This is a genomic window from Nocardia alba NBRC 108234, assembly GCF_001612665.1.
Taxonomy (GTDB): Bacteria; Actinomycetota; Actinomycetes; order Mycobacteriales; family Mycobacteriaceae; genus Nocardia; species Nocardia alba.
In genome coordinates this window covers 23,545-42,965 of the sequence record NZ_BDAX01000033.1, presented here as the reverse complement: position 1 = coordinate 42,965, position 19,421 = coordinate 23,545, and the positions used below count along the sequence as shown (strand labels likewise).

13 protein-coding genes are annotated in these 19,421 nt (G+C 66.4%); 8 read left to right on the top strand and 5 right to left on the bottom strand.

The features are described from left to right. Positions 1-82 precede the first annotated feature (82 nt). The gene (locus NA12_RS28455; RefSeq protein WP_165914878.1) at positions 83-1,009 is read right to left on the bottom strand and encodes an IS630 family transposase; all 927 of its coding nucleotides are present in this window, start codon (positions 1,007-1,009) and stop codon (positions 83-85) included. A 99-nt stretch (positions 1,010-1,108) separates the two neighbouring features. On the opposite strand from NA12_RS28455, the gene NA12_RS28450 reads away from it, so the two are divergent. Continuing rightward, positions 1,109-2,278 carry a sensor histidine kinase gene (locus tag NA12_RS28450; RefSeq protein ID WP_067458204.1) on the top strand — a complete coding sequence of 390 codons (1,170 nt, stop codon included), beginning with the start codon at positions 1,109-1,111 and terminating at the stop codon, positions 2,276-2,278. Positions 2,279-2,308: 30 nt separating this feature from the next. Here NA12_RS28450 and NA12_RS28445 read toward each other — a convergent pair whose 3' ends face one another. Then, positions 2,309-2,914: a response regulator transcription factor gene (locus tag NA12_RS28445; protein WP_067458201.1), complete on the bottom strand. Its 606-nt coding sequence runs from the start codon at positions 2,912-2,914 to the stop codon at positions 2,309-2,311. 352 nt (positions 2,915-3,266) lie between these two features. Here NA12_RS28445 and NA12_RS28440 point away from each other — a divergent pair, with 352 nt between their 5' ends. The 5 genes from NA12_RS28440 (at position 3,267) to NA12_RS28420 (ending at position 8,884) form a co-directional block, all read left to right on the top strand. Then, positions 3,267-4,232: an ester cyclase gene (locus NA12_RS28440; RefSeq protein ID WP_067458198.1), complete on the top strand. Its 966-nt coding sequence runs from the start codon at positions 3,267-3,269 to the stop codon at positions 4,230-4,232. Between the two features lie 5 nt (positions 4,233-4,237). Then, on the top strand, positions 4,238-5,395 hold the full coding sequence (locus tag NA12_RS28435; protein ID WP_132370337.1) for a nucleotide disphospho-sugar-binding domain-containing protein: 1,158 nt from the start codon (positions 4,238-4,240) through the stop codon (positions 5,393-5,395). Positions 5,396-5,590: 195 nt separating this feature from the next. Then, a complete protein-coding gene (locus NA12_RS28430) occupies positions 5,591-7,018 on the top strand; it encodes an NDP-hexose 2,3-dehydratase family protein (RefSeq protein ID WP_067458193.1) in 1,428 nt (475 codons plus the stop codon). Between the two features lie 172 nt (positions 7,019-7,190). Then, the gene (locus NA12_RS28425) at positions 7,191-8,117 is read left to right on the top strand and encodes an AfsR/SARP family transcriptional regulator (RefSeq protein ID WP_207905675.1); all 927 of its coding nucleotides are present in this window, start codon (positions 7,191-7,193) and stop codon (positions 8,115-8,117) included. 92 nt (positions 8,118-8,209) lie between these two features. Further along, complete coding sequence (locus NA12_RS28420; RefSeq protein WP_067458188.1) at positions 8,210-8,884, top strand: HAD family hydrolase; 675 nt, start codon at positions 8,210-8,212, stop codon at positions 8,882-8,884. Between the two features lie 26 nt (positions 8,885-8,910). On the opposite strand, the gene NA12_RS28415 is transcribed toward NA12_RS28420, so the two are convergent. Both NA12_RS28415 and NA12_RS28410 read right to left on the bottom strand, forming a co-directional pair. Continuing rightward, entirely contained in the window at positions 8,911-9,381 is a 471-nt protein-coding gene (locus tag NA12_RS28415; RefSeq protein WP_067458185.1) for a MarR family winged helix-turn-helix transcriptional regulator, read from the bottom strand. A 12-nt stretch (positions 9,382-9,393) separates the two neighbouring features. Next, positions 9,394-9,585, bottom strand: a complete 192-nt coding sequence (locus NA12_RS28410; protein WP_067458183.1) for a hypothetical protein — start codon at positions 9,583-9,585, stop codon at positions 9,394-9,396. Positions 9,586-9,731: 146 nt separating this feature from the next. Here NA12_RS28410 and NA12_RS28405 point away from each other — a divergent pair, with 146 nt between their 5' ends. Next, on the top strand, positions 9,732-12,677 hold the full coding sequence (locus tag NA12_RS28405; protein ID WP_067458179.1) for a type I polyketide synthase: 2,946 nt from the start codon (positions 9,732-9,734) through the stop codon (positions 12,675-12,677). Further along, positions 12,674-18,535: a type I polyketide synthase gene (locus NA12_RS28400; RefSeq protein WP_067458176.1), complete on the top strand. Its 5,862-nt coding sequence runs from the start codon at positions 12,674-12,676 to the stop codon at positions 18,533-18,535. Before NA12_RS28405 ends, NA12_RS28400 begins: the two co-directional genes overlap by 4 nt. 55 nt (positions 18,536-18,590) lie before the next feature. Here NA12_RS28400 and NA12_RS28395 read toward each other — a convergent pair whose 3' ends face one another. After that, a complete protein-coding gene (locus tag NA12_RS28395) occupies positions 18,591-19,421 on the bottom strand; it encodes an MBL fold metallo-hydrolase (protein WP_207905674.1) in 831 nt (276 codons plus the stop codon).

The following is a 19,421-nucleotide window of genomic DNA, read 5'->3' as shown; positions in this document are numbered from 1 at the left end:
GGCGGTCCTTCGAACGGGCTGACGGTGGCGTTCCAGTGGGTGATGTAGTCGCAGATCTGTGTGATCAGCATTTTCGCAGAGGTTAAGGCGCCGCGGCTGATCTATTGAGGGTGATCAGGCCGAACCAGGTTTCGACCATGCTCATCCACGACGAGCAAGTGGGGGTGAAATGTAATGTCACATAAGGGTTTTCGTCCAACCATGTCCGCACGTCGAGGGTGGTGCGAGTGGACAGGTTGTCCAGTACGACATGAATCTCCTTGCCCGCATACGGTTTCACCGCCTTCTTCAGAAATGCCAGGAACTCCGCGCCGTCGCGGGTTGGCCGGCAGTCGCCGAGTACCTCGCCGCTGCCGACGGTGAGCGCGGCGAACAGGCTCGTGGTGCCGTGTCGGACGTAGTCGTGAGTGCGTTTCTCGGTCATCCCGAAGTCGATCGGCAGCAACGGCTGCATGCGGTTCAGAGCCTGGATCTGTGCCTTCTCGTCGACGCTGAGCACTGCCGCGCCACCGGGTGGATCCAGGTAGAGCCCGACGATATCGATGACCTTTGCGGCGAACTCCGGGTCGCGAGACAGCTTGAACGCGCCCTGGCGGTGTGGCGTCAACCCGGACTCGCGCCACAGCTTGGCCACATAATGGTGCGACACGGCGACCTTCTCGGTTCGGGCGATGAACTTCGACATCTCCCGGGACGACCAGTGCGACAACCCTTCCGGCGGCGCGGACTGGGTCGCGGCCAGGATCCGCGCCCGAATCCGGCCCGGCACCTGCTCACGACCAGCGCCGCGCTTGCGGTCCATCAGCCCCGCGATGCCTTCGGACGTATACCGTGCCAGCCACACGTCCACCGTCGGACGCGACACCCCCGCCATCGCCGCGATCTCGATCTTCGACCGGCTCTCCGCACGCCACAACACGATTCGCGCCCGACCACCCACGGTGGCCGGCACATCCGGGCAGTACGCCAGGTCCCGCAACTCCTCAAGTTGCGCCGCAGTCAACTCCACAGACACAGACTACCCATGCCAACAAAACAGAATCACGGGATACTAGACCGTGTTTGAGAAGTAGTCGACGTTCGACTCAAGGGGTGGGGACTGATGGCAATGAAGCGCGAGTTTTCGTGTGGCCCGGGCAGGCGTGACGGCGATGCACCAGTTGTCGCGCGCACCGTGGTCATCGCGGTGCTGACGGGATTCTGCATCCTCGAACTGCTCGAAATCGGCGCACAGATCCGCAGTCCCGTCGACCGCGGGTTCTGTGTCCTGTTCACCGCCGGTGTGATGGCGCTCCAGATCGGCCTGTTCGGGCGCCTGGAGACGCCGCCCCGGTTGCCGGTCGCGGTGTGGGCGCTGGCGGCCGAGGCAATGCTGACCTACCTGCCGATCCTGCGGTTTCACACGGTGTATGCCGGGATGCCGGGTTTCCTGGCGGGCTCGCTGATGCTCGCGCTCCCGCTGTCCATCGGCGCGGCGGGTTTCGCCGTGGTCGTCACGAGCGTGGCGCTACTGCAATGCGATTCGACCACGACGGCCTACGATATTGCCCACACCACCGTTTCGACCGCGGCGATCGGCGGCGTGGTGTTCGGTCTGACCCGCTTGGCGGGGCTCGTCGTCGTGGTCGCGAATGGTCGCGCCGTCGCAACTGCGGCCGCAGTAGCCGCGGAGCGCACACGGTTCTCCCAGGACCTGCACGATCTGTTCGGCTACCGTCTGACGGCGATCATGTTGAAGGCGGAGTTGAGCCAGCGGCTGGTTCACGGCGATCCGCCGGGCGCCCACGCTGAACTCGGCGAAATAATCGATATCACCCAGCAGACGGTGATCGATGTGCGCGCTGTCGCGCGTGGGCGCCACGGGTTGTCGTTAGAGGTGGAGGCTGCAGGACTGGCGTCAACCCTCGTCGCGGCAGATATCGAAGCCGATATCGATATCGATATCGATATCGCCACCCTCCCCGATCACGTCTCCTCCGTCTTGGCCATCGTACTGCGTGAGGCGGTCACCAATATGTTGCGGCACAGCACAGCACGGCACTGCCTGCTTCGAATCGGTGCCGATGACGACGGTGTCGAGCTGTCACTGAGCAACGACGGTCTCGCCACGGACCGAGGCGACTGGCCCGGTGACGGGTCGGGGCTGGTCAACCTCGAGGGTCGACTCGCTACGATCGGCGGGCAGCTTACCTGGGGAATGAAGGCGGCGGGCCGGTTCAAGATCGACGCGTTCGTGCCGCTGCCGATCGCATTGCCGCTCGAATCGAATGTCGCTTGAGTCGAACAGTGCTTTAGCGCCGAATCACATTCACAGCCAACCGGACTCGGCCGCGATACGGATCGCGTCGATCCGGTTGCGGGCGTGCAGTTTACTGACCGTCGAGGCGAGGTAGTTGCGCACTGTTCCCGGAGACAGGGCGAGAGACTGAGCGATCTCTCGGGTGCCGGTGCCCTGGGAGGCCACCCGTAGCACCTCCACCTCGCGACCGGTGAGCGGACAGTTGGTGGCCTCCAACGCCGACAGCGCAAGTTCGCTGTCGACGGACCGGCCGCCAGCAGCCACGGTACGGATTCCGTCCGCGAGCGCCTCGGCACGAGCGCCCTTGAGCATGAAACCCTGTACTCGCTGCGCGAGTGCCCGCCGGATCACCTGGGGGCGGGCGTGCGTGGTCAACATCAGGACCCGGACAGCTGGCATGTCGGCCATGATCTGTCGCGCCACCTCGATGCCGTCCAGTCCCGGCAGATCGATGTCTATAACCGCGACGTCGGGCGCGAGTCGGCGGACCTCGTCGAGCGCCTCGTCGCCGCGCGCCACCTCGCCGACGACGTCGATATCGACCTCGGCGCGTAACAGACTGCTCAGGGCGGTGCGGATCAGGTCAGCGTCTTCGACGAGCAGTACCCGGATCACAGTCGCACCCTGATCCGTTCAGCGACAACATGATTCGAACGATGCCTGGGCTGTGGAGTGGGCACGATGGGAACTCTAGTAGATACCGACTGCCTGGGTCCCGTAGTGTTATCGCGTCCGTCCGGCCACCCGGTCGAGGGCGTGGCCGTCGTCAAGGCGGCGGGCGAATCCAAGGTGGTCAACAGTGGCTCCTCGGTGAGGCGGTGGCGAACGCGCTCGCCCGGTGTTTCGATGACGACTCTCCCGCACATCGCTGGAGATACGGTCGACCGCGTCGCGGTGTTCGAGGCGTCGTCAAGCGGGTCACGGCAGGGTCGCAACTACCCCTGCCATCCGATCCCCGGAGGTTCACATGACCGCTCCGAAGTCTCACACCGAATCCCCCTACGGCACAGCTCCCGAGAACACCGAGGAGTGGGCCGTCCGCAAACAGGTCTGGGTGCCCGCCGGTCCGAACGCTGCATTCGAAGTCTTCGTCTCCCATCCGACCGAATGGTGCCCGGACCACGATGTCTTGGTCGCGCCGCGCGATCGGATCGTTTTCGAACCGCGCGTCGGCGGCCGGTGGTACGAAATCTCGACCAGCGGCGAGATGCGCGACCTGGGCCGGATCCTGCACTTCGAGCCCGGCCACTCGCTGAGCCTGACATGGCGGGTCGATGGCCGCTGGCAGCCTGTCGACGACGACGAGATCGCCTCCCGGATCGTAGTCACCTTCACCCCCGGCGACGCGGGAGGCACCGACGTCGAGTTCACCCACCTCGAACTCTGGCGTCACGGTCCTGACGCCGAGGTCATCCGCAACGCGGTCGGCGGCGACAGCCCAGGCGAGACCCTTGCGCTGTTCGAGCGCGCTGTCCGTCGTCGCTATCCCGCCGTCGCCGATCCGACCACAGCGCCGGACGTTGGCACGACGGCCGCGAACAAACGGGTCGTACTCGCCTCGTTCGACGCGCTGGCCAGCGGCGAACTCGATCTGCCGCTGGCCGCCCAAATGCACACACCGGAGTACATCGATCACCAGGCCCGGCCGGGTTCGGCGCGCGGCCCGGCCATGGTCGTGGCCCACGCGCGATGGTTGCGGTCGGTCTATCCCGACCTCGCGTTCGAGATCGAGGACATCATCGCCGAGGACGACAAAGTGGTGCTGCGGTGCGTGTTCACTGGAACTCACCTCGGCGACCTGTTCGGTATCGCTCCTACAGGCAAACTGGTACGAACCGACCAGATCCACATCCTGCGGCTCGACGGCGGCCGAATCGCCGAACACTGGGCCGGCCGCGACCACAGCAAGCTCGCCGAGCAGCTCGGGGTGTGACGGCGATGCGAGTACTGATCAGCACCGGACCGTCCTACGGACTGTTCTTTCCACTGGTGCCGCTGGCGTGGGCGCTGCGCGCGGCAGGTCACGAGGTGGTGTGCGCTTCCCCCGAGGGACATGCGCGCACGGTCGCGTCGGCCGGACTGAATTTCGCCCCCACATACGGGCCGATGACGATGCGAGAGGTGATGCTTGCCGACCGCGCAGGCCGCCCGGTCACCATCGCGGACACCGAACCAGAACTGCTCGAACAGGTCGGGCGCGGTTTCGGCCGGCTCGCCGCTCGGACTCTGCCGGGCGTCGATGACGTCGTGCGGCGATTGCGGCCCGATGTCGTCGTCGCCGAACCGCATGCCTATTCCGCCGCGGTATCCGCAGCCACACACGGTATCCCCTATGTGCGGCACGGCATCGGGATGGGATTCGACCCTGTCATCGACCGATGGGGCGCCGATGAACTCGCCCCCGAGCTCACCGCGCGTGGCCTGGCAGACATCCCTGGCCCTGCGCTCGACCTCGATCCGTGCCCGGCGCCGGTCCGCGCACCGCATGCCGAGCACCTACCCCCAATCCGCTACATCCCCTTCGAAGCGCCGACGACCTTGCCCGCCTGGCTGACCACACCACGCGACCGGCCTCGGGTGCTACTGACTCTCGGCACTGTCGCGCCGCAGGGCCGAGGATTACCGCTGTTCAGGGAACTGCTCGCGGCTCTGCCTGCATTGGGGGTGGAACTCGTTGTCGCGGTGGAGGACAAGGCGCTGTCTGCACTCGAGCCGCTGCCCGACGCCGTGGTGGCCGCCGGATGGCTGCCGCTCGCAACGGCGGTCGGCGTCTGCGATGTCATCGTGCACCACGGCGGCGGCGGAACCACCATGGCAGGTATACGGGCAGGGGTGCCGCAGTTGCTGCTGCCCCAGGTGCTGCCCGAACAGTACGACAGCGCCCGACGGCTCGCCGATCATGGCAGCGCGCTCCAGTTGCCGGGCGGAAATTTCAGCTCGAGCGATATCGTAGACGCGGCCGGACGGCTGCTCGGCGAGCCGGAATTCACCGTGCGTGCCCGCGCGCTGGCCGCCGCAGTTGCCGAGATGCCTAGTCCGGTTGAGGTACTCCCCTATATCGAGTCGTTGACGAAGGCGGACATGTCGGCGTCCTGATATCGCTCAAGCATCCGGAACCGCCCACAGCCGCGAATCTACCTTGCGTGCAGGCTGATTCGTCGTGGTGGGCGGTGCACGGGGACGGGACGGTGTCGGCCTTCGCACGGCGATCGGTGGACTCCTGTGGTACTCCAGTACAGGCGGCGACAGTTGGGTCACAGACCACCCCGCCCGGCGCCGATGGAGAAATCAATGACCGCCGTCTTTCGCCCAAGCCATCACCTACAACCGTTGGTCGATATCTCGCTGCCCAAGCGGCTGGCCGTATCGGTCGCCGCCCGCGGTGGAATCACCGAGAACGGCGAGTTCGACACGTGGTTCGCCGACCGCGCGCAAGCGGGCGCGTCCCGCGTCGATCACGTCCCGCTCGAGGAGCTCGACGGCTGGGATTTCCAGGCCGATACCGGCAATATCGTGCACCGCAGTGGACGGTTCTTCGTCATCGAGGGCCTGCAGGTACGGCGACGCGGCGAAGAAGGCGACCGGTGGCATCAGCCGATCATCAACCAGCACGAGATCGGAATCCTCGGAATCCTCGTCAAGGAGATCGACGGCGTCTTGCACTGCCTCATGCAAGCGAAGATGGAACCGGGAAATCCGCGCAGCGTGCAGCTCTCGCCCACCGTGCAGGCCACGCGCAGTAACTACACGCGCGTACACCGCGGCACGTCGGTGCGCTACATCGACTACTTTCGAAATCCGTCGATGGGCCGGGTGATCATCGACGTGCTGCAATCCGAACACGGCGCGTGGTTCTTCCAGAAAAGCAACCGCAATATGGTCGTCGAGGTCGTCGAGGATATCGAGATCGGCGCGGACTACTGCTGGCTGACTCTCGGGCAGCTCTACGACCTCATGCGCTGCGATAACCTCGTCAACATGGACTCGCGCACGGTGCTGTCGTGTCTGCCGCAACCAGCACCGTGGACCGGAGATCTGCGTGACCCGTTCCGTATCGCGCTCGCCGCATCCCGCGACACCGAATCCGGAGCGGTATTGTCGATGACGGAGATGATGAGCTGGTTCACCGACTGCCGCTCGGCCGTCGACATTGAGGCCCATCGCATCCCACTGTGCGAGGTTGAGGGCTGGCGGCACAGCGGCGGCGAGATCGCCCGCGAGGACGGCAAATACTTCTCCGTCGTCGGCGTCGACGTCTCGGCGGGCAATCGCGAGGTGGGCCGCTGGTCACAGCCGCTTATCCGGCCGCACGGCATCGGCGTCGTCGCATTGATCGTCCGGCAGTTCTGCGGTGTGCTGCACCTGCTGGTGCACGCCCGCGCCGAGGGCGGTTTCCTCGACGCTGTCGAACTCGGTCCCACCGTCCAGTGCGTGCCAGACAACTACGCAGACGGCGCGGGCCCGGCCTTTCTCGACACAGTGCTCGCCGCGCGCGGCGAGCAAGTCCGCTACGAGGCGGTGCACGCAGAGGAAGGCGGACGGTTCCTGCACGCGGAGAGCCGCTATGTCGTGGTCGACGCCGACGACAGCATCCCAGACCAGGCGCCCGCTGGTTTCGCGTGGGTGACCGTCGGACAGTTGTCGGAGCTGCTGCGCCACGGCCATTACCTCAACGTGCAGGCGCGCACGCTGCTCGTCTGCCTCAACGCCATCGGCTGACCGCGCCCGGTTCGTGTAACCGGTTCGGTCCGAGACCTTCCGGCCTCGAGCACAGTCCGTGATCCGGCGCATGCGGCGGACCACCACGCGGACCCGGACGTGAATTCCTCACGGTCGTGGGTATGCGCAGCGCAGGGGTAACTGGTGCGTCGTCCACTGGCCCGCCATCGGAGTGGTCAATAGGCTGGTCACGGACGTTGAAGCGACCCACATCAGCGCCGATCACAGGGTCGAACGCCAGTCAAACGCTTGGGGGAACACATTGTTGGACGTCAAGATCTTGGGCCCGCTCGATGCGCGCAACGGCGATCACGAAGTCACGCCGAGCGCCGCTAAACCTCGCCAGCTGCTCACGCTGCTCGCGCTAGAATCCGGTCGGGTCGTGTCCGCCGCGACGATCGTCGACGAGCTGTGGGGAGGCAGACCCCCGCGCAGTGCGCTCACGACCATGCAGACCTACATACTGCAACTGCGCCGCTGTATCGTCGGCGGCACGCTCGGCGGTCCGATCGAGGACGCAAGCGCACGACGTGCGGTCAAGGAGGTGCTGGCGACCAGGACCGGCGGCTACAGCCTGAATATCGATGCCTCGCACATCGATAGCCGCGTTTTCGATTCCCTGGTCCGTCGGGGCGGACATGCCTTCCAGGAAGGCGAATGGGCCGCCGCCTCGCAACTGCTGCGTTCGGCGCTCGAGCTGTGGCGCGGGCCGGCGATGGTCGATGTCGAGGTTGGCGACGTTCTGTCGGTCGATCTCGCCCGACTCAACGAGAGCCGCCTGGTCACCCTCGAGCAGGTCATCGAGGCGGAAATGCAACTCGGCAAGTACCGTTCGCTGCTGAGCGAACTCGCCGAACTCGCCTCTCGGTATCCTCTGCACGAGAATTTCGCGGGCCAGTACATCGTGGTCCTCTACCGCGCGGGGCGCCGATCGCAGGCGCTGGCCGCCTACAGCCGCCTGTGCACCAATCTCGGCGCCGAACTTGGCGTCGCCCCCTCGGCGCGACTACAGCAGTTGCACAGCGCGGTGCTCACGTCCGAGCCCGCGCTAGACGAGCCCAACGCGGGCGGCCGGCTGCTCGATCAGCTCGCGGGCTGACGGCAGCGGCCCGGCGTCCGCGCGCTGGGCGACCGGCGAGGTCGAGGCGCAGGTTCGGCCTCGCCGGCACGGGATCGGCTAGGTTCGTCGTTGTGAGTTCCCGTGAGACACGACCGGGCGCGGTGTTGTTCGACTATTCGGGAACGCTGTTCCGGTTGGAGGCTGACCAATCCTGGGAGACCGACCCGTCTACCGACCTGGACGGCCTCCTGCACCGTATGACCGCGCCGGTCGGCGTGATAGCCGACTTCGACGAGCCGACCCGCGACGCATGGGAGCGCAGGGATCTGGATCCCGCCCTGCACAGAGCGGCCTATCTGGAGGTGCTGCGGCAGTCGGGAGCCGACCGGGCCCGCGCCGAGGAGCTCTACGGTCGTCTCATTGATCCGGGCTACTGGACACCCTACCCCGACACCGGCGTGGTCCTGGAAGCGTTGAGTGCGCAGTCGATTCCGGTGGCCGTGGTCAGCAATATCGCCTTCGACGTGCGTCCCGCGTTCGCCACACGCGGGTGGGACCGGCACATCGACGCTTTCGCACTGTCCTACGAGATCGGGTCGATGAAACCCGATCCAGGCATCTTCGAGTGGGCGTTGCGGAAGGTGGGCGTGGCGGCCGAGGACGCGCTGATGGTCGGGGACAGTCTGACCTCCGACGGAGGCGCGGCGGCGCTGGGTTGCAGATTCGCTCTAGTCGAACCCCGCCGCACCGCCGAACGCCCAACCGGCCTGCGGAATGTGCTGCGGGAGTTCGGGTTCGCGGTTTGATCCCGCTTCGGGCTCGGTCCGCGGATTCAGGACTGCGGCGGCTGCGGGCGTAACTCTTCGTCGATCACCTTGTGCGCGTACATCTTCCACAGCAGGTCGGTGAGCACACGCCGCTCGTGTTCGTCGAGTGGGTTCAGGAAACTCTCGCTTTCCTGGCCGAGCCGGTTACCGAGACGCGTGAGCAACTGCTCGCCCGCGCCGCTGATGGTCAGCTGTTTGACCCGCCTGTCGTGTGCCGCGGGTTCGGCGTTGATGAGTTCACGGTGCCGGAGCCGATCGACCGACCCCACGACGTTGCGCGGTTCGATGCCCGCCGCGCGAGCCGCATCCCGTTGCCGCATGGGGCCGTTGGCCCGAAGGACCGACATGAGCGCGAATTCGACCTGCCCGATGCCTTCGGCGTTGATGAGCCGGAACCAGCTCGACTCACACATGGCACCCACCCGGGAAAGCAGAAAACCTGCGTTGCGTAGGTAGGACGGCTCGTTGATGTGCATATATCGTATCTATCACGGCACCGAGCGTGGGCCGCGTGACCTGGCGTGGGCCTGCTCCCGCAGAAAGGCCGCCAACGACGCGTCGACGTACATGTGGGTCAAACCCATGGCGAGAAGTCCCGGACCCACGTAGGTCGCGATGGTGTCGATGACGCGGCGAACTTTTCGCCAGGTATCGCGAGTGGCGGTATTTCGACCTGTCATGGCCACGATAGTCCGGCCACGAACTCGAATATCGCCGGAGGAGAACGGCGCACCGCGCGCGCCCGAACCTGTGGGTGGTCTTCTCGATCCAGTGATCCTCCAGAGAACTCCGGCGCCTCTCCAGAACCGGCCGCTACCAACGACATATGGGCGAAACAGAACCGCGGCAGCGATCTGACACCGATATCGAAGCCACCGCGGTGGGCGCGGCGATCCCGATCACCATATCCGGCCTGGCCTGCCGGTTGCCCGGCGCCACGACCGTCGACAGATTCTGGGATCTGCTCATCGGGGGTGTCGACGCGATCGCCGATCCGCCCGCCTGGCGGGGGCCTCGACGGCCGGGCGGCTATCTGAGCGATGTCGAATGTTTCGAGCCCCGTTTCTTCGGCGTGTCTGGCCACGAAGCCGCCGCGATGGACCCGCAGCAGAGAATTCTGCTGGAAACGGTCTGGCACGCGATGCACGACGCCCACGTCGACGCCACGGCCTTGGCGGCGGTGACCACGGGCGTGTTCGTGGGCGCCTCCAATGAGGACTACGCGCACCTCGTCCGGCGTGACGGCGCTGTCGATTCCTACACCCTGACCGGCACCAGCCGAACGTTCCTGGCCAATCGCGTCTCCCATATCCTTGGCCTGAGCGGCCCCAGCATGGTCGTGGACACCGGACAGTCCTCGTCGCTGACCGCCCTGCACACCGCGGTGACCTGCCTACGTTCGGGTGATTGCGACGTGGCCGTCGTCGCAGGCGTTCATCTGAACCTCGACCCACAAACCGACGATGTGCTCGACAGCCTGGGCGTGCTGTCGCCGACGCACCGCTGCCGCACCCTGGATTCGACCGCCGACGGAATCGTCCGCGGCGAAGGGGTCGGCGTCGTCATCCTCACTACCGGCGCGCACCAGCACTTGTTTGGGCGCGCCCCTTATGCCTCCGTCGTGGCGACTGCGGTGGGGCATGACGCGGCCGCGGGGTCGCTGACCACCTCGAGTTCCCAGGCGCAGGCCCGTCTGCTCGACGCCGTCTACGCCGAGACTGTTCACCCTGATCAGCTTGGCTATCTGGAATTGCACGGCACCGGGACACGTGTCGGCGATCCCATCGAGATCGACGCGGTGACGGCGGTTCTCGGCAGCGCCCGCACCGCCGCGGATCCGCTGTGGGTGGGTTCGGTGAAGACGAATATCGGCCATCTGGAAGCGGCCGCGGGTATCGCGGGCGTGATCAAGGTGGCGTTGAGCATCCAGCACGGCCAGATACCGCCAAACCTGCACTTCCACCGCTCCGCCCCCGCCATCGACCTGCCCGGATCCGGACTCGACGTCCCGATCACCGTTCAGCCGTGGCGCGGGCGTCCATCCGAACGATACGGCGCGGTGACCTCCCTCGGCCTCGGAGGCAGCAACGCGCACGTGGTGCTGGCCGGATGCGACCCCGTCGAGCACACCGCGTCCGCGGTATTCCCGGCGCCGCTGCTGGTATCCGGCAGCGACCACGCGACCCTGCGTGTGCAGGCGGGTCGATTGCGAGCGCATCTCGCCGCCTGCGACCCGACGACGGTGGCCGCCCGAGCGTGGCAGACCCTCCGCGATCCGCACGGTCCGGTCCGTATCGGATCAGCCGTTCGAGATCGCGCCGACGCACTGTTGCAGTTGAGCAGCCTGGCGGCCGGAGACCTACCCGCCGACACCGTTATCGAGCGACCCGCTCCCGGCGAGGTCGTCTTTACCTTCCCTGGACAGGGAATGCAGAAACCCGGGATGAGCACCGCCCTGTATCGGGCCTATCCCGCGTTCGCCGAGGCATTCGACAAGACCGCCGACATTCTCAACGGCTTGGTGGAACGCGATATCGTCGACCTATTGTGGCAGGACGCCGATCTCGACCGCCTCGACTACGCCCAGCCGCTGTTGTTCGCCATCCAGACCGGATTGCTCGGATTGCTCGCCTCGTTCGGCATCACTCCCGATATCGTCCTCGGCCATTCCCAAGGTGAGATTACCGCCGCGTACGCGGCCGGAGTGCTGTCCCTAGAAGACGCGTGCCTGCTGGTGCGTGATCGAGGGCGATTGATCGATTCGCTGCCGCCGACCGGGGCGATGCTGGCCACGATGGCCTCAGTAGACCAGGTCAACAAAATTCTCCCGACGTTCCCGACCATAGATATCGCGGGGATGAACGGTCCGTCGAACACAGTCCTGGCGGGTCCGTCCGCCGATCTGCCCGCCATGGCCGAAGAGTTTCGTCTGCGCGGAATCCATACCAGGACACTGCGGGTCGCCCGTGCGGGCCACTGCTCATTGATGCGTCCGATCAGCGACGAACTCGCTACCGCCGCGAGCCGGGTCGCCTGGATGCGGCCGCCACAGGGCGCCCCTCGCCTGATCTCGTGCCTGGACGGCGCCGAAGTCGCCGTCGATGCCGTCGATACCTTCGACTGGCCCGGCCATTGGGCCTGGCACCTGTGCCGCCCTGTGCGATACGCCGATGCCGTCGACCGAGCGCATCTTCTGGGCGGCCGCTGGTTCGTCGAAGTTGGTCCCGGCCACAGCCTGACGACCATGACCACCGACTGCCTCGACGGAGAAGTCCTGGCCACTCCACTCATGGACGGCGATCGGGAGGTGGACGCGTTTGTCACCGCGATCGCGCAGGCGGCCGCAGGCGGCTATCGCTTGAACCCGCACCCGGCGACCATGCATACCGACGTCCCTCACTACGAGTTCGCCCGAAACCGCTACTGGTACAAGGGGTTCGATCCGGGACGCGCTGACCCGACGATATCGGCGGGCGTCGTGACGCCGCCGATCCGCGCCACCGTGGATCCTGCGCTCGGCTCGGCGGAGAAAAACTCGCCGCCGATCACCGAACTGGTCGAAGACCTCGTCAACGCCGCCATCAGTGGCGATATCACCAGTGCCGACCTGGACCGCTCCTTCACCGACATCGGTCTCGATTCGAGAGCAGCAGTCGCCCTGCGCACCGCCCTGAACAGGCGCCTGGGCCGACAGCTGCCACGGACTCTGCTCTTCGACTACCCCTCACCCCGTTCGCTGGTCGACTACCTCATCTCGGAGACCGACACATGAGCACTGAAATCTCGCCTCCCGAATCAATCGCCGTGATCGCCACCTGCTGCCGATACCCCGGTGGCATCGCCGGTCCGGACCAATTGTGGGAGCTTGTGCATACCAGAACCACGGTGTCCGGCCGATTCCCCGCCGAGCGCGGTATCACTGCGACTGTGCCTCCGGGAAATTTTCTGGCCGAGGTCGACCGCTTCGACAACACCCACTTCGGCATATCCCCGCGCGAAGCGTTGGCGATGGATCCGCAGCAACGCGTTCTGCTCGAGGTCGTGGCACAGACTTTCGAAGCGGCAGGTCTCGATCGTGCCGGTCTGCGCGGTACACAGACCGGAGTATTCGTCGGCGCGATGTCGCAAGAGTATGGGCCGCGTTTGGCGGACCGGGGCGAAGATGTGCAGGGATATGGGATCACGGGGAACTCGATCAGTGTGATCGCGGGCCGGATCGCCTATGTCTACGGCCTGACCGGCCCGTCCTACACGGTGGACACGGCGTGCTCCTCATCGCTAAGCGCGGTTCATCTGGCGGTGCGGGCACTACGCGACGGCGAATGCGATCTGGCCGTGGTCGGCGGTGTGTGCGTGATGCCGTCCGATGCCCTGTTTATCGACTTTGGCAGGCAGGGTGGTCTGGCCCCCGACGGGCGCTGCAAAACGTTCTCCGACGCTGCGGACGGTACGGTCTGGTCCGAGGGCGCGGGCGCGGTGCTGTTGCAGCCGTTGTCACAGGCCCGTCGGGAGGGTCGCACCGTGCTCGCAATCATCGCCGGGACCGCCACCAACCACGACGGCGCCAGCAATGGGCTTACCGCACCGAGCCGCCGGGCCCAGGAACAGGTCATTGGTCGGGCATTGGCGGATGCACGCGTCGACCCCGCCGATATCGATCTGATCGAGGCGCACGGTACCGGCACTCCACTAGGCGACGCGATCGAGCTGGCAGCCCTACAGAACACCTACGGCTCGGCGCGCCCTCCTGGTCGACCAGTATGGGTCGGTTCGTTGAAATCGAACATCGGGCACACGCAGGCCGCAGCAGGCATCGGCGGACTTATCAAGACCATCCAGGCGCTTCGGCACCGCACGATTCCGCCCACCGTCGATGCCGAACCGTTGACCACCGACTTCGACTGGCAGGCAGGCGGATTAGCGGTGCCGGCCGATGCGATGGAGTGGCCCGCATCCGACCATCCGCGACAGGCCGCGGTCTCGGCCTTCGGGATCAGCGGCACCAACGCCCACGTAGTGGTGCGAGAAGGCGATCCGGTCGGGCGTCGTCACGACACCGTCATCGCACCGGTGCGACTGAAAGTCAGCGCCCCCGACACCGTCACCCAGACCCGTCACGCGAGGGCGCTGAGGCAGCATCTGCATTCCGCCGATCGCGGTGACCTGGCGACCACGGCTGCCGCTCTGGCGGGCCGGTCCCGGACAGGCGAGTCGGTCGGCGTGATCGGAGACAGCCTCGACGCACTCACCAGCGGCCTCGACCGCCTCCGCGCCGACCCGGCCGCCGACGACGGCCTCGGTGCCTACGCTCCCGGACATCTGGTGCGTAGTTCGCCGACCGCCCACGACCCGGTCCTGATATTTCCAGGCCAGGGAGCCCAGTGGGCCGGGATGGGCCTGCGGCTGTTTGAACAGCACCCTGCCTTCGCCGAGTCGCTCACCCGCTGCGCGCATGCCCTTCGACCCCACTGTGACTGGGATCTGTTCGAAGCGTTGGCGGGTCGAGATCTCGACCGGGTGGATGTCGTACAGCCCGCTCTGTTCGCCGTGATGGTGTCACTGGCCCGGGCCTGGCAGGCCGACGGGTTCACGCCCTCTGCGGTGATCGGCCACTCACAAGGCGAAATCGCCGCCGCCCACATCGCGGGTGCGCTGACCCTCGAAGACGCCTGCGCGGTCGTCGCTCTGCGAAGTCGCGCCATTCGTGACCTTGTCGCGGCAGGCGGGCTGTTGACGCTGCGGTGCTCGGCCACGCTTGCCTCGCAATTGGTCGAGCGGACCGGCACCGATATCGAGGTGTCGGTTATCAACGGTCCGAGGTCCACCGTGATCGGTGGCGTCCCGCGAGATCTGGCCCAGGTCGAGGCGGCCGCGCGCGCCGCCGGGATCGATACCCGCGTGATCGACGTCGACTACGCTTCACACACCTCAGCGGTGGAGCCCATCCGGGAACGGCTGCTTGACGACCTCTCCCACATCCGGCCGCGCATCCCCGAGATTCGGCTGTACTCAACAGTATTCGGCCGTCTGTTGTCGGCAGACGAACGACTCGACGCCGCCTACTGGTACCGGTCGCTGCGCGAGCAGGTCCGGTTCTGGCCCGCGGTCACGGCCGCGTTGGACGACGATCTGCGGACCTTCGTCGAGTCGAGTCCGCATCCGCTGCTGCCCCCGGTGATCGAGCAGATCGCCGAAGATCACGGTGTCGAGGTCGACGTCGTGGGTTCGCTACGCCGTGACAGCGGCGGTCTGCAACAACTGCTGATCGGTGAGGCCCGCTTGGATCGGGCACGCACCGTGGCCCTCTCAGCCGCCCCGACAGCCCCGCCGACACCGTTCTCCGGACGCAGCTTCTGGCTGACTCCCTCGGCGGGCTCCGCGAGCCCCACCGTGGCGGGCAGAGCGCTCGTCACGGACCGTGTCGAGTTACCACAGGGAGCCATCGCGGCCACCGTCGCGCTCGCCCAGCATCCCTGGATGGCCGAACATGTGGTCGCCGGGCAGGCGATCGTCCCCGCCACCGCCGTTATCGAAATGCTCACCGAGACAGCGCCCGGCCTGATCATCGACGAGTTGACGCTGACCGCCCCGATCGAGGTGGAGGCAGACTGCACGGTCACCGTTACCGCGACACCGATCCCGGCAGGCTACGACATGGCGGTACATCGGCGCGGGGCCGATGGGCAATTCCAGACAACCGCGACCGCGATCGCGGTACACCGATCTGAACCCGTGTCGGGACCCGTGTGGGCGACTTGGCCGCCGACGGACCTGGCCGCCATCGATGTCGCTGACGTCTACCGGCGGCTGGCAGACCGCGGCTACGACTACCGGGGAAGTTTCCGTGCGTTGACCCGTGCGTGGCGGGGTGAGTCAGTGATCGTCGCGGAGGTACATCTGCCGTCGGAGGTCACCGTAGGCAGATCGCGCGCGGCTCTGTTGGATGCGACGTTGCACGCGGTGCTATCCCATGCCTGGTCCGGACTGGCGCTGCCGTTCGTCTGGCGTGGTATCTCGGTCACCGCGACCACCGCCACCGTCCTGCGGATCCGTTGCGACCTGCTCGGGCCCGCGAGCGCGTCGGTGCACGCGGAAACCAGCGATGGCGAGTCGGTATTCGATGTCCGGGAAGTCCTTTTCCGCCCTGTGCACGGCGAGCCGGTCCCCGCACCGCTGCTGCGACAGCGCCGATGGACGGCCCGCGCGACCGAGCCCGAGGAGCCGGTCACGTACTTCTCGACAATCCCCCTCACCGACACTGTCACCGACCGGCTCGCCGAACTTCGCGAACAGCCGGTAGTCCTGGTTGATGTCGACGATCGCGAACTCGCGCTTACCGAAGATTGGGCCGAGATCGCGATGGCGCGAACGTGGCAGGCCGTCACAGCCGTCCGATCCGCCTCGCAGACAACCGATCAGGTCCTCGTATTCGTCACCCACCAGGCCGCGGCGACGTCACCGCACGATCCAGCGACCGGTCTGATCGGCGCGTCGGTGGCCGGGGCAGCCAGATCGGCAGGCACCGAACTAGCCGGTCGGGTCCGCATCGTCGATACCGACACCGACGCCAGCGACGCGCTCGTCCATGCCGCCGCTGGTCTGGGAGTGGCGGAGGTCGCGGTGCGAGACGGCCGGATTCTCGTTCCCACCGTAGAACCGGTCCCGTCAGTGGCGGTACCCGTCCCCCGCGACGGGTACCGGATCGATGTGACCCGCCGAGGCGCCTTGGACGATCTGGCCGAAGTGCCGTGGCCAGCGGCGACGGCACCGCTGCGATCGCGGCAGGTCCGCGTCCGGGTCGAGGCGGCGGGGTTGAACTTCCGCGATATCGCGGTGGCATTGAATCTTGTGAAGACTGAAACCACCATGGGCAGCGAAGGCGCGGGCCGTGTCATCGAGGTCGGCGCCGAGGTGTCGCACCTGCGCGCAGGAGATCGGGTGTTCGGGGTGTTCTCCGAATCGCTGGGTCCTGTCGTGGTCGCCGAGGCCGCACAGGTCCGGCCGATCCCGAAGGGCTGGTCCCTCGCGCAGGCCGCCGCGCTGCCGATCGCCTCGGTCACCGCCTATCAGTGCCTGACCGATGTAGCGGCAGCCAAACCGGGTGAGCGGGTGTTGGTGCATGCCGCCACCGGCGGCGTCGGTCTGGCCGCTGTCCACCTCGCGCGGGCAATGGGATGCGAGGTGTTCGCTACCGCTAGCCCCGGAAAACAGCATCACCTGCGGCAGTTGGGTATCCCCGCCGACCACATCGCGAATTCGCGCACGCTCGAATTCGTCGACCGATTCCGTGCCGTCACTGCGGGAACCGGAGTCGATATCGTGTTGAACTCGCTGTCCGGGCCGGCGATCGACGCGTCGTTGAGCATGCTCGCCCCCCGTGGCCGATTCGTCGAGATGGGCAAAACCGATATCCGCAGAGCGGAGTGGGTCGCGGCCGACTTCCCAGAGGTCGAGTACGCGGCGTACAACATTCTGGCCATGGACCCTGCCCGGATCGGGCAGGTACTCGACACCCTGATCGAGCTGACTCGGACCGGGCGAATCCCGTTGCCGTCGACCCATTCCTACGACATCCGCGACATTGATCTGGCGTTGGCCCGACTGCGCCGCGCCCGCCATACCGGCAAACTTGTGGTAACGATCCCCGACCGACGACGCGACGTAACCTGTGTCATATTCGGCGGCGCGTCGGGCATAGCCGCCGAAATCGCCGAATACATGGTCGCAGACGGCGCCAAGCATATGGTTGTCGCGAACAGATCGGGCCGACACGGCGGCGGTGCGCGCGAACTGGCCGAACGCCTGCGCCGTGTGGGCGCCGACCGGGTCGATATCGCCGAATGCGATATCACCGACCTGCGCCAGGTCACCACCCTGGTGGATACCTACCGGCCCACGGTGATTGTGCACGCGGCGGGTCTGGTCAACGACGCCTCTATCGCCACCCTCACCGAGCCGCAGTTGCGTGCGACGATGGCAGTGAAGGTCGCCGGCGCGGTGAACCTGCACATCGCCACCGCAACCGCCGACACCGAGCGGGATCCAGTCCGGTTAGTGTTGTTCTCCTCGATCGCCGGGATACTCGGCACCGCGGGACAGGCCAACTACTCCGCGGCGAACGCATTTCTCGATCACCTGTCCGCGCACCGGCATCGATTGGGATTGCCGTGCCAGTCGATCGCCTGGGGCCTGTGGGACAAGCCGACCACGCTGACCGGTCATCTCGATGACGCCGACCGCGGCGCACTGCTGCGGCGCAACGGCATTCATCCACTGTCGACCGCTCACGGCGTGGAGATGTTCGCTGCGGCGTCTGACCTACCCGCGCCGACGGTGATCGCGGCGCACCTCACCGAGCCACCCGAGTCCACCGACCTGGGCGCCGACGACGAGCCCGGCGTGGGCGATATCCTCGCACTGATCCGCGCCGAAGCCGCCGACGTGCTCGGCTACGATCTGTCCGAGGTCGGCCCGACTGATTCGTTTCGGGACCTGGGCTTCGACTCCTTGCTGAGCATCGACTTGCGCAATCGCCTGAACAAGGCCTTGGGTGCGAGGATTCGCGCCGAGGCCGCACTGGAGTTCGGCACGGCCGAACGCCTGGCCCGGCATATTGCCGCGAACCACTGAGCACACGAGCGTCGGCGAACCGGATCAGTTCGCCGACGCTCGTGTGGTCGCGGTGTCAGGCGTGCGACAGCGGCGGCGCCCCGCTCAGAACCGACATCTGCGAGAACGGCTCCCGAATATCGATACGGCCGCCTGTCGGCACGCCATCCAATTCGGCGTAGACCCGAAACAGATTCGCCACCAACCGCTCGGCCTCGGACAGTTCCGGCACGGTCCCCTCCGACCACGCCCGCTGTGCCACCTGGAGCGGGGACATCCCCTCACGACGGCCTTCGAACGCAAGATCCCTGCACCACAACAGATATCGGCGAGTCTGCTCAAGTACCTCCAGTCCCCCGACATCGCCGTGTCCCGGCACCACGACCGCCGGGTCCAACTCGAGCAGCCGTTGCAACGCCGCCAGCGATCCGTCGACCGACCCCATCAGGGCGAAAGGCGTCACCCCGTTCCAGGCCACGTCCCCGGTGAACAACACCCGCTCCCGCGGCACCCAGACCACCAGATCGCTGGAGGTGTGGGCAGGGCCGACGTCGAACAATTCGACCTCGACCCCGCCCAGATCCATGCCGAGCCGATCCTCGACAAGGATCGATGGCGCCACCAGGGTGATCTCACCCCAGTCGACCGCCGGCCACAGACCACACAGCGCCAGGCCCGCGTCGCCTGCCTCCCGGGCCGTGGTGGACGTACCGATCACTTCGGCGGTGTCGAAAACGCAATTGCCGAACGTGTGGTCACCATGGAAGTGGGTGTTGACGATGTAGCGCGGATCGCCGATACCCGCCGCGTGCAGCTCCGCCCGCATGGCGCGGGTTCGGTCGATCGTCGCGGTGGTATCGATCAACAGCGTCCGGTCGCTTCCGACCACGACGCCGGCGTTATTCAC

Coding starts and splice junctions, on each gene's coding strand:
- NA12_RS28450 (WP_067458204.1), top strand. CDS start 1,109: ATGAAGCGCGAGTTTTCGTGTGGCCCGGGCAGGCGTGACGGCGATGCA.
- NA12_RS28440 (WP_067458198.1), top strand. CDS start 3,267: ATGACCGCTCCGAAGTCTCACACCGAATCCCCCTACGGCACAGCTCCC.
- NA12_RS28405 (WP_067458179.1), top strand. CDS start 9,732: ATGGGCGAAACAGAACCGCGGCAGCGATCTGACACCGATATCGAAGCC.
- NA12_RS28435 (WP_132370337.1), top strand. CDS start 4,238: ATGCGAGTACTGATCAGCACCGGACCGTCCTACGGACTGTTCTTTCCA.
- NA12_RS28415 (WP_067458185.1), bottom strand. CDS start 9,381: ATGCACATCAACGAGCCGTCCTACCTACGCAACGCAGGTTTTCTGCTT.
- NA12_RS28430 (WP_067458193.1), top strand. CDS start 5,591: ATGACCGCCGTCTTTCGCCCAAGCCATCACCTACAACCGTTGGTCGAT.
- NA12_RS28400 (WP_067458176.1), top strand. CDS start 12,674: ATGAGCACTGAAATCTCGCCTCCCGAATCAATCGCCGTGATCGCCACC.
- NA12_RS28410 (WP_067458183.1), bottom strand. CDS start 9,585: ATGACAGGTCGAAATACCGCCACTCGCGATACCTGGCGAAAAGTTCGC.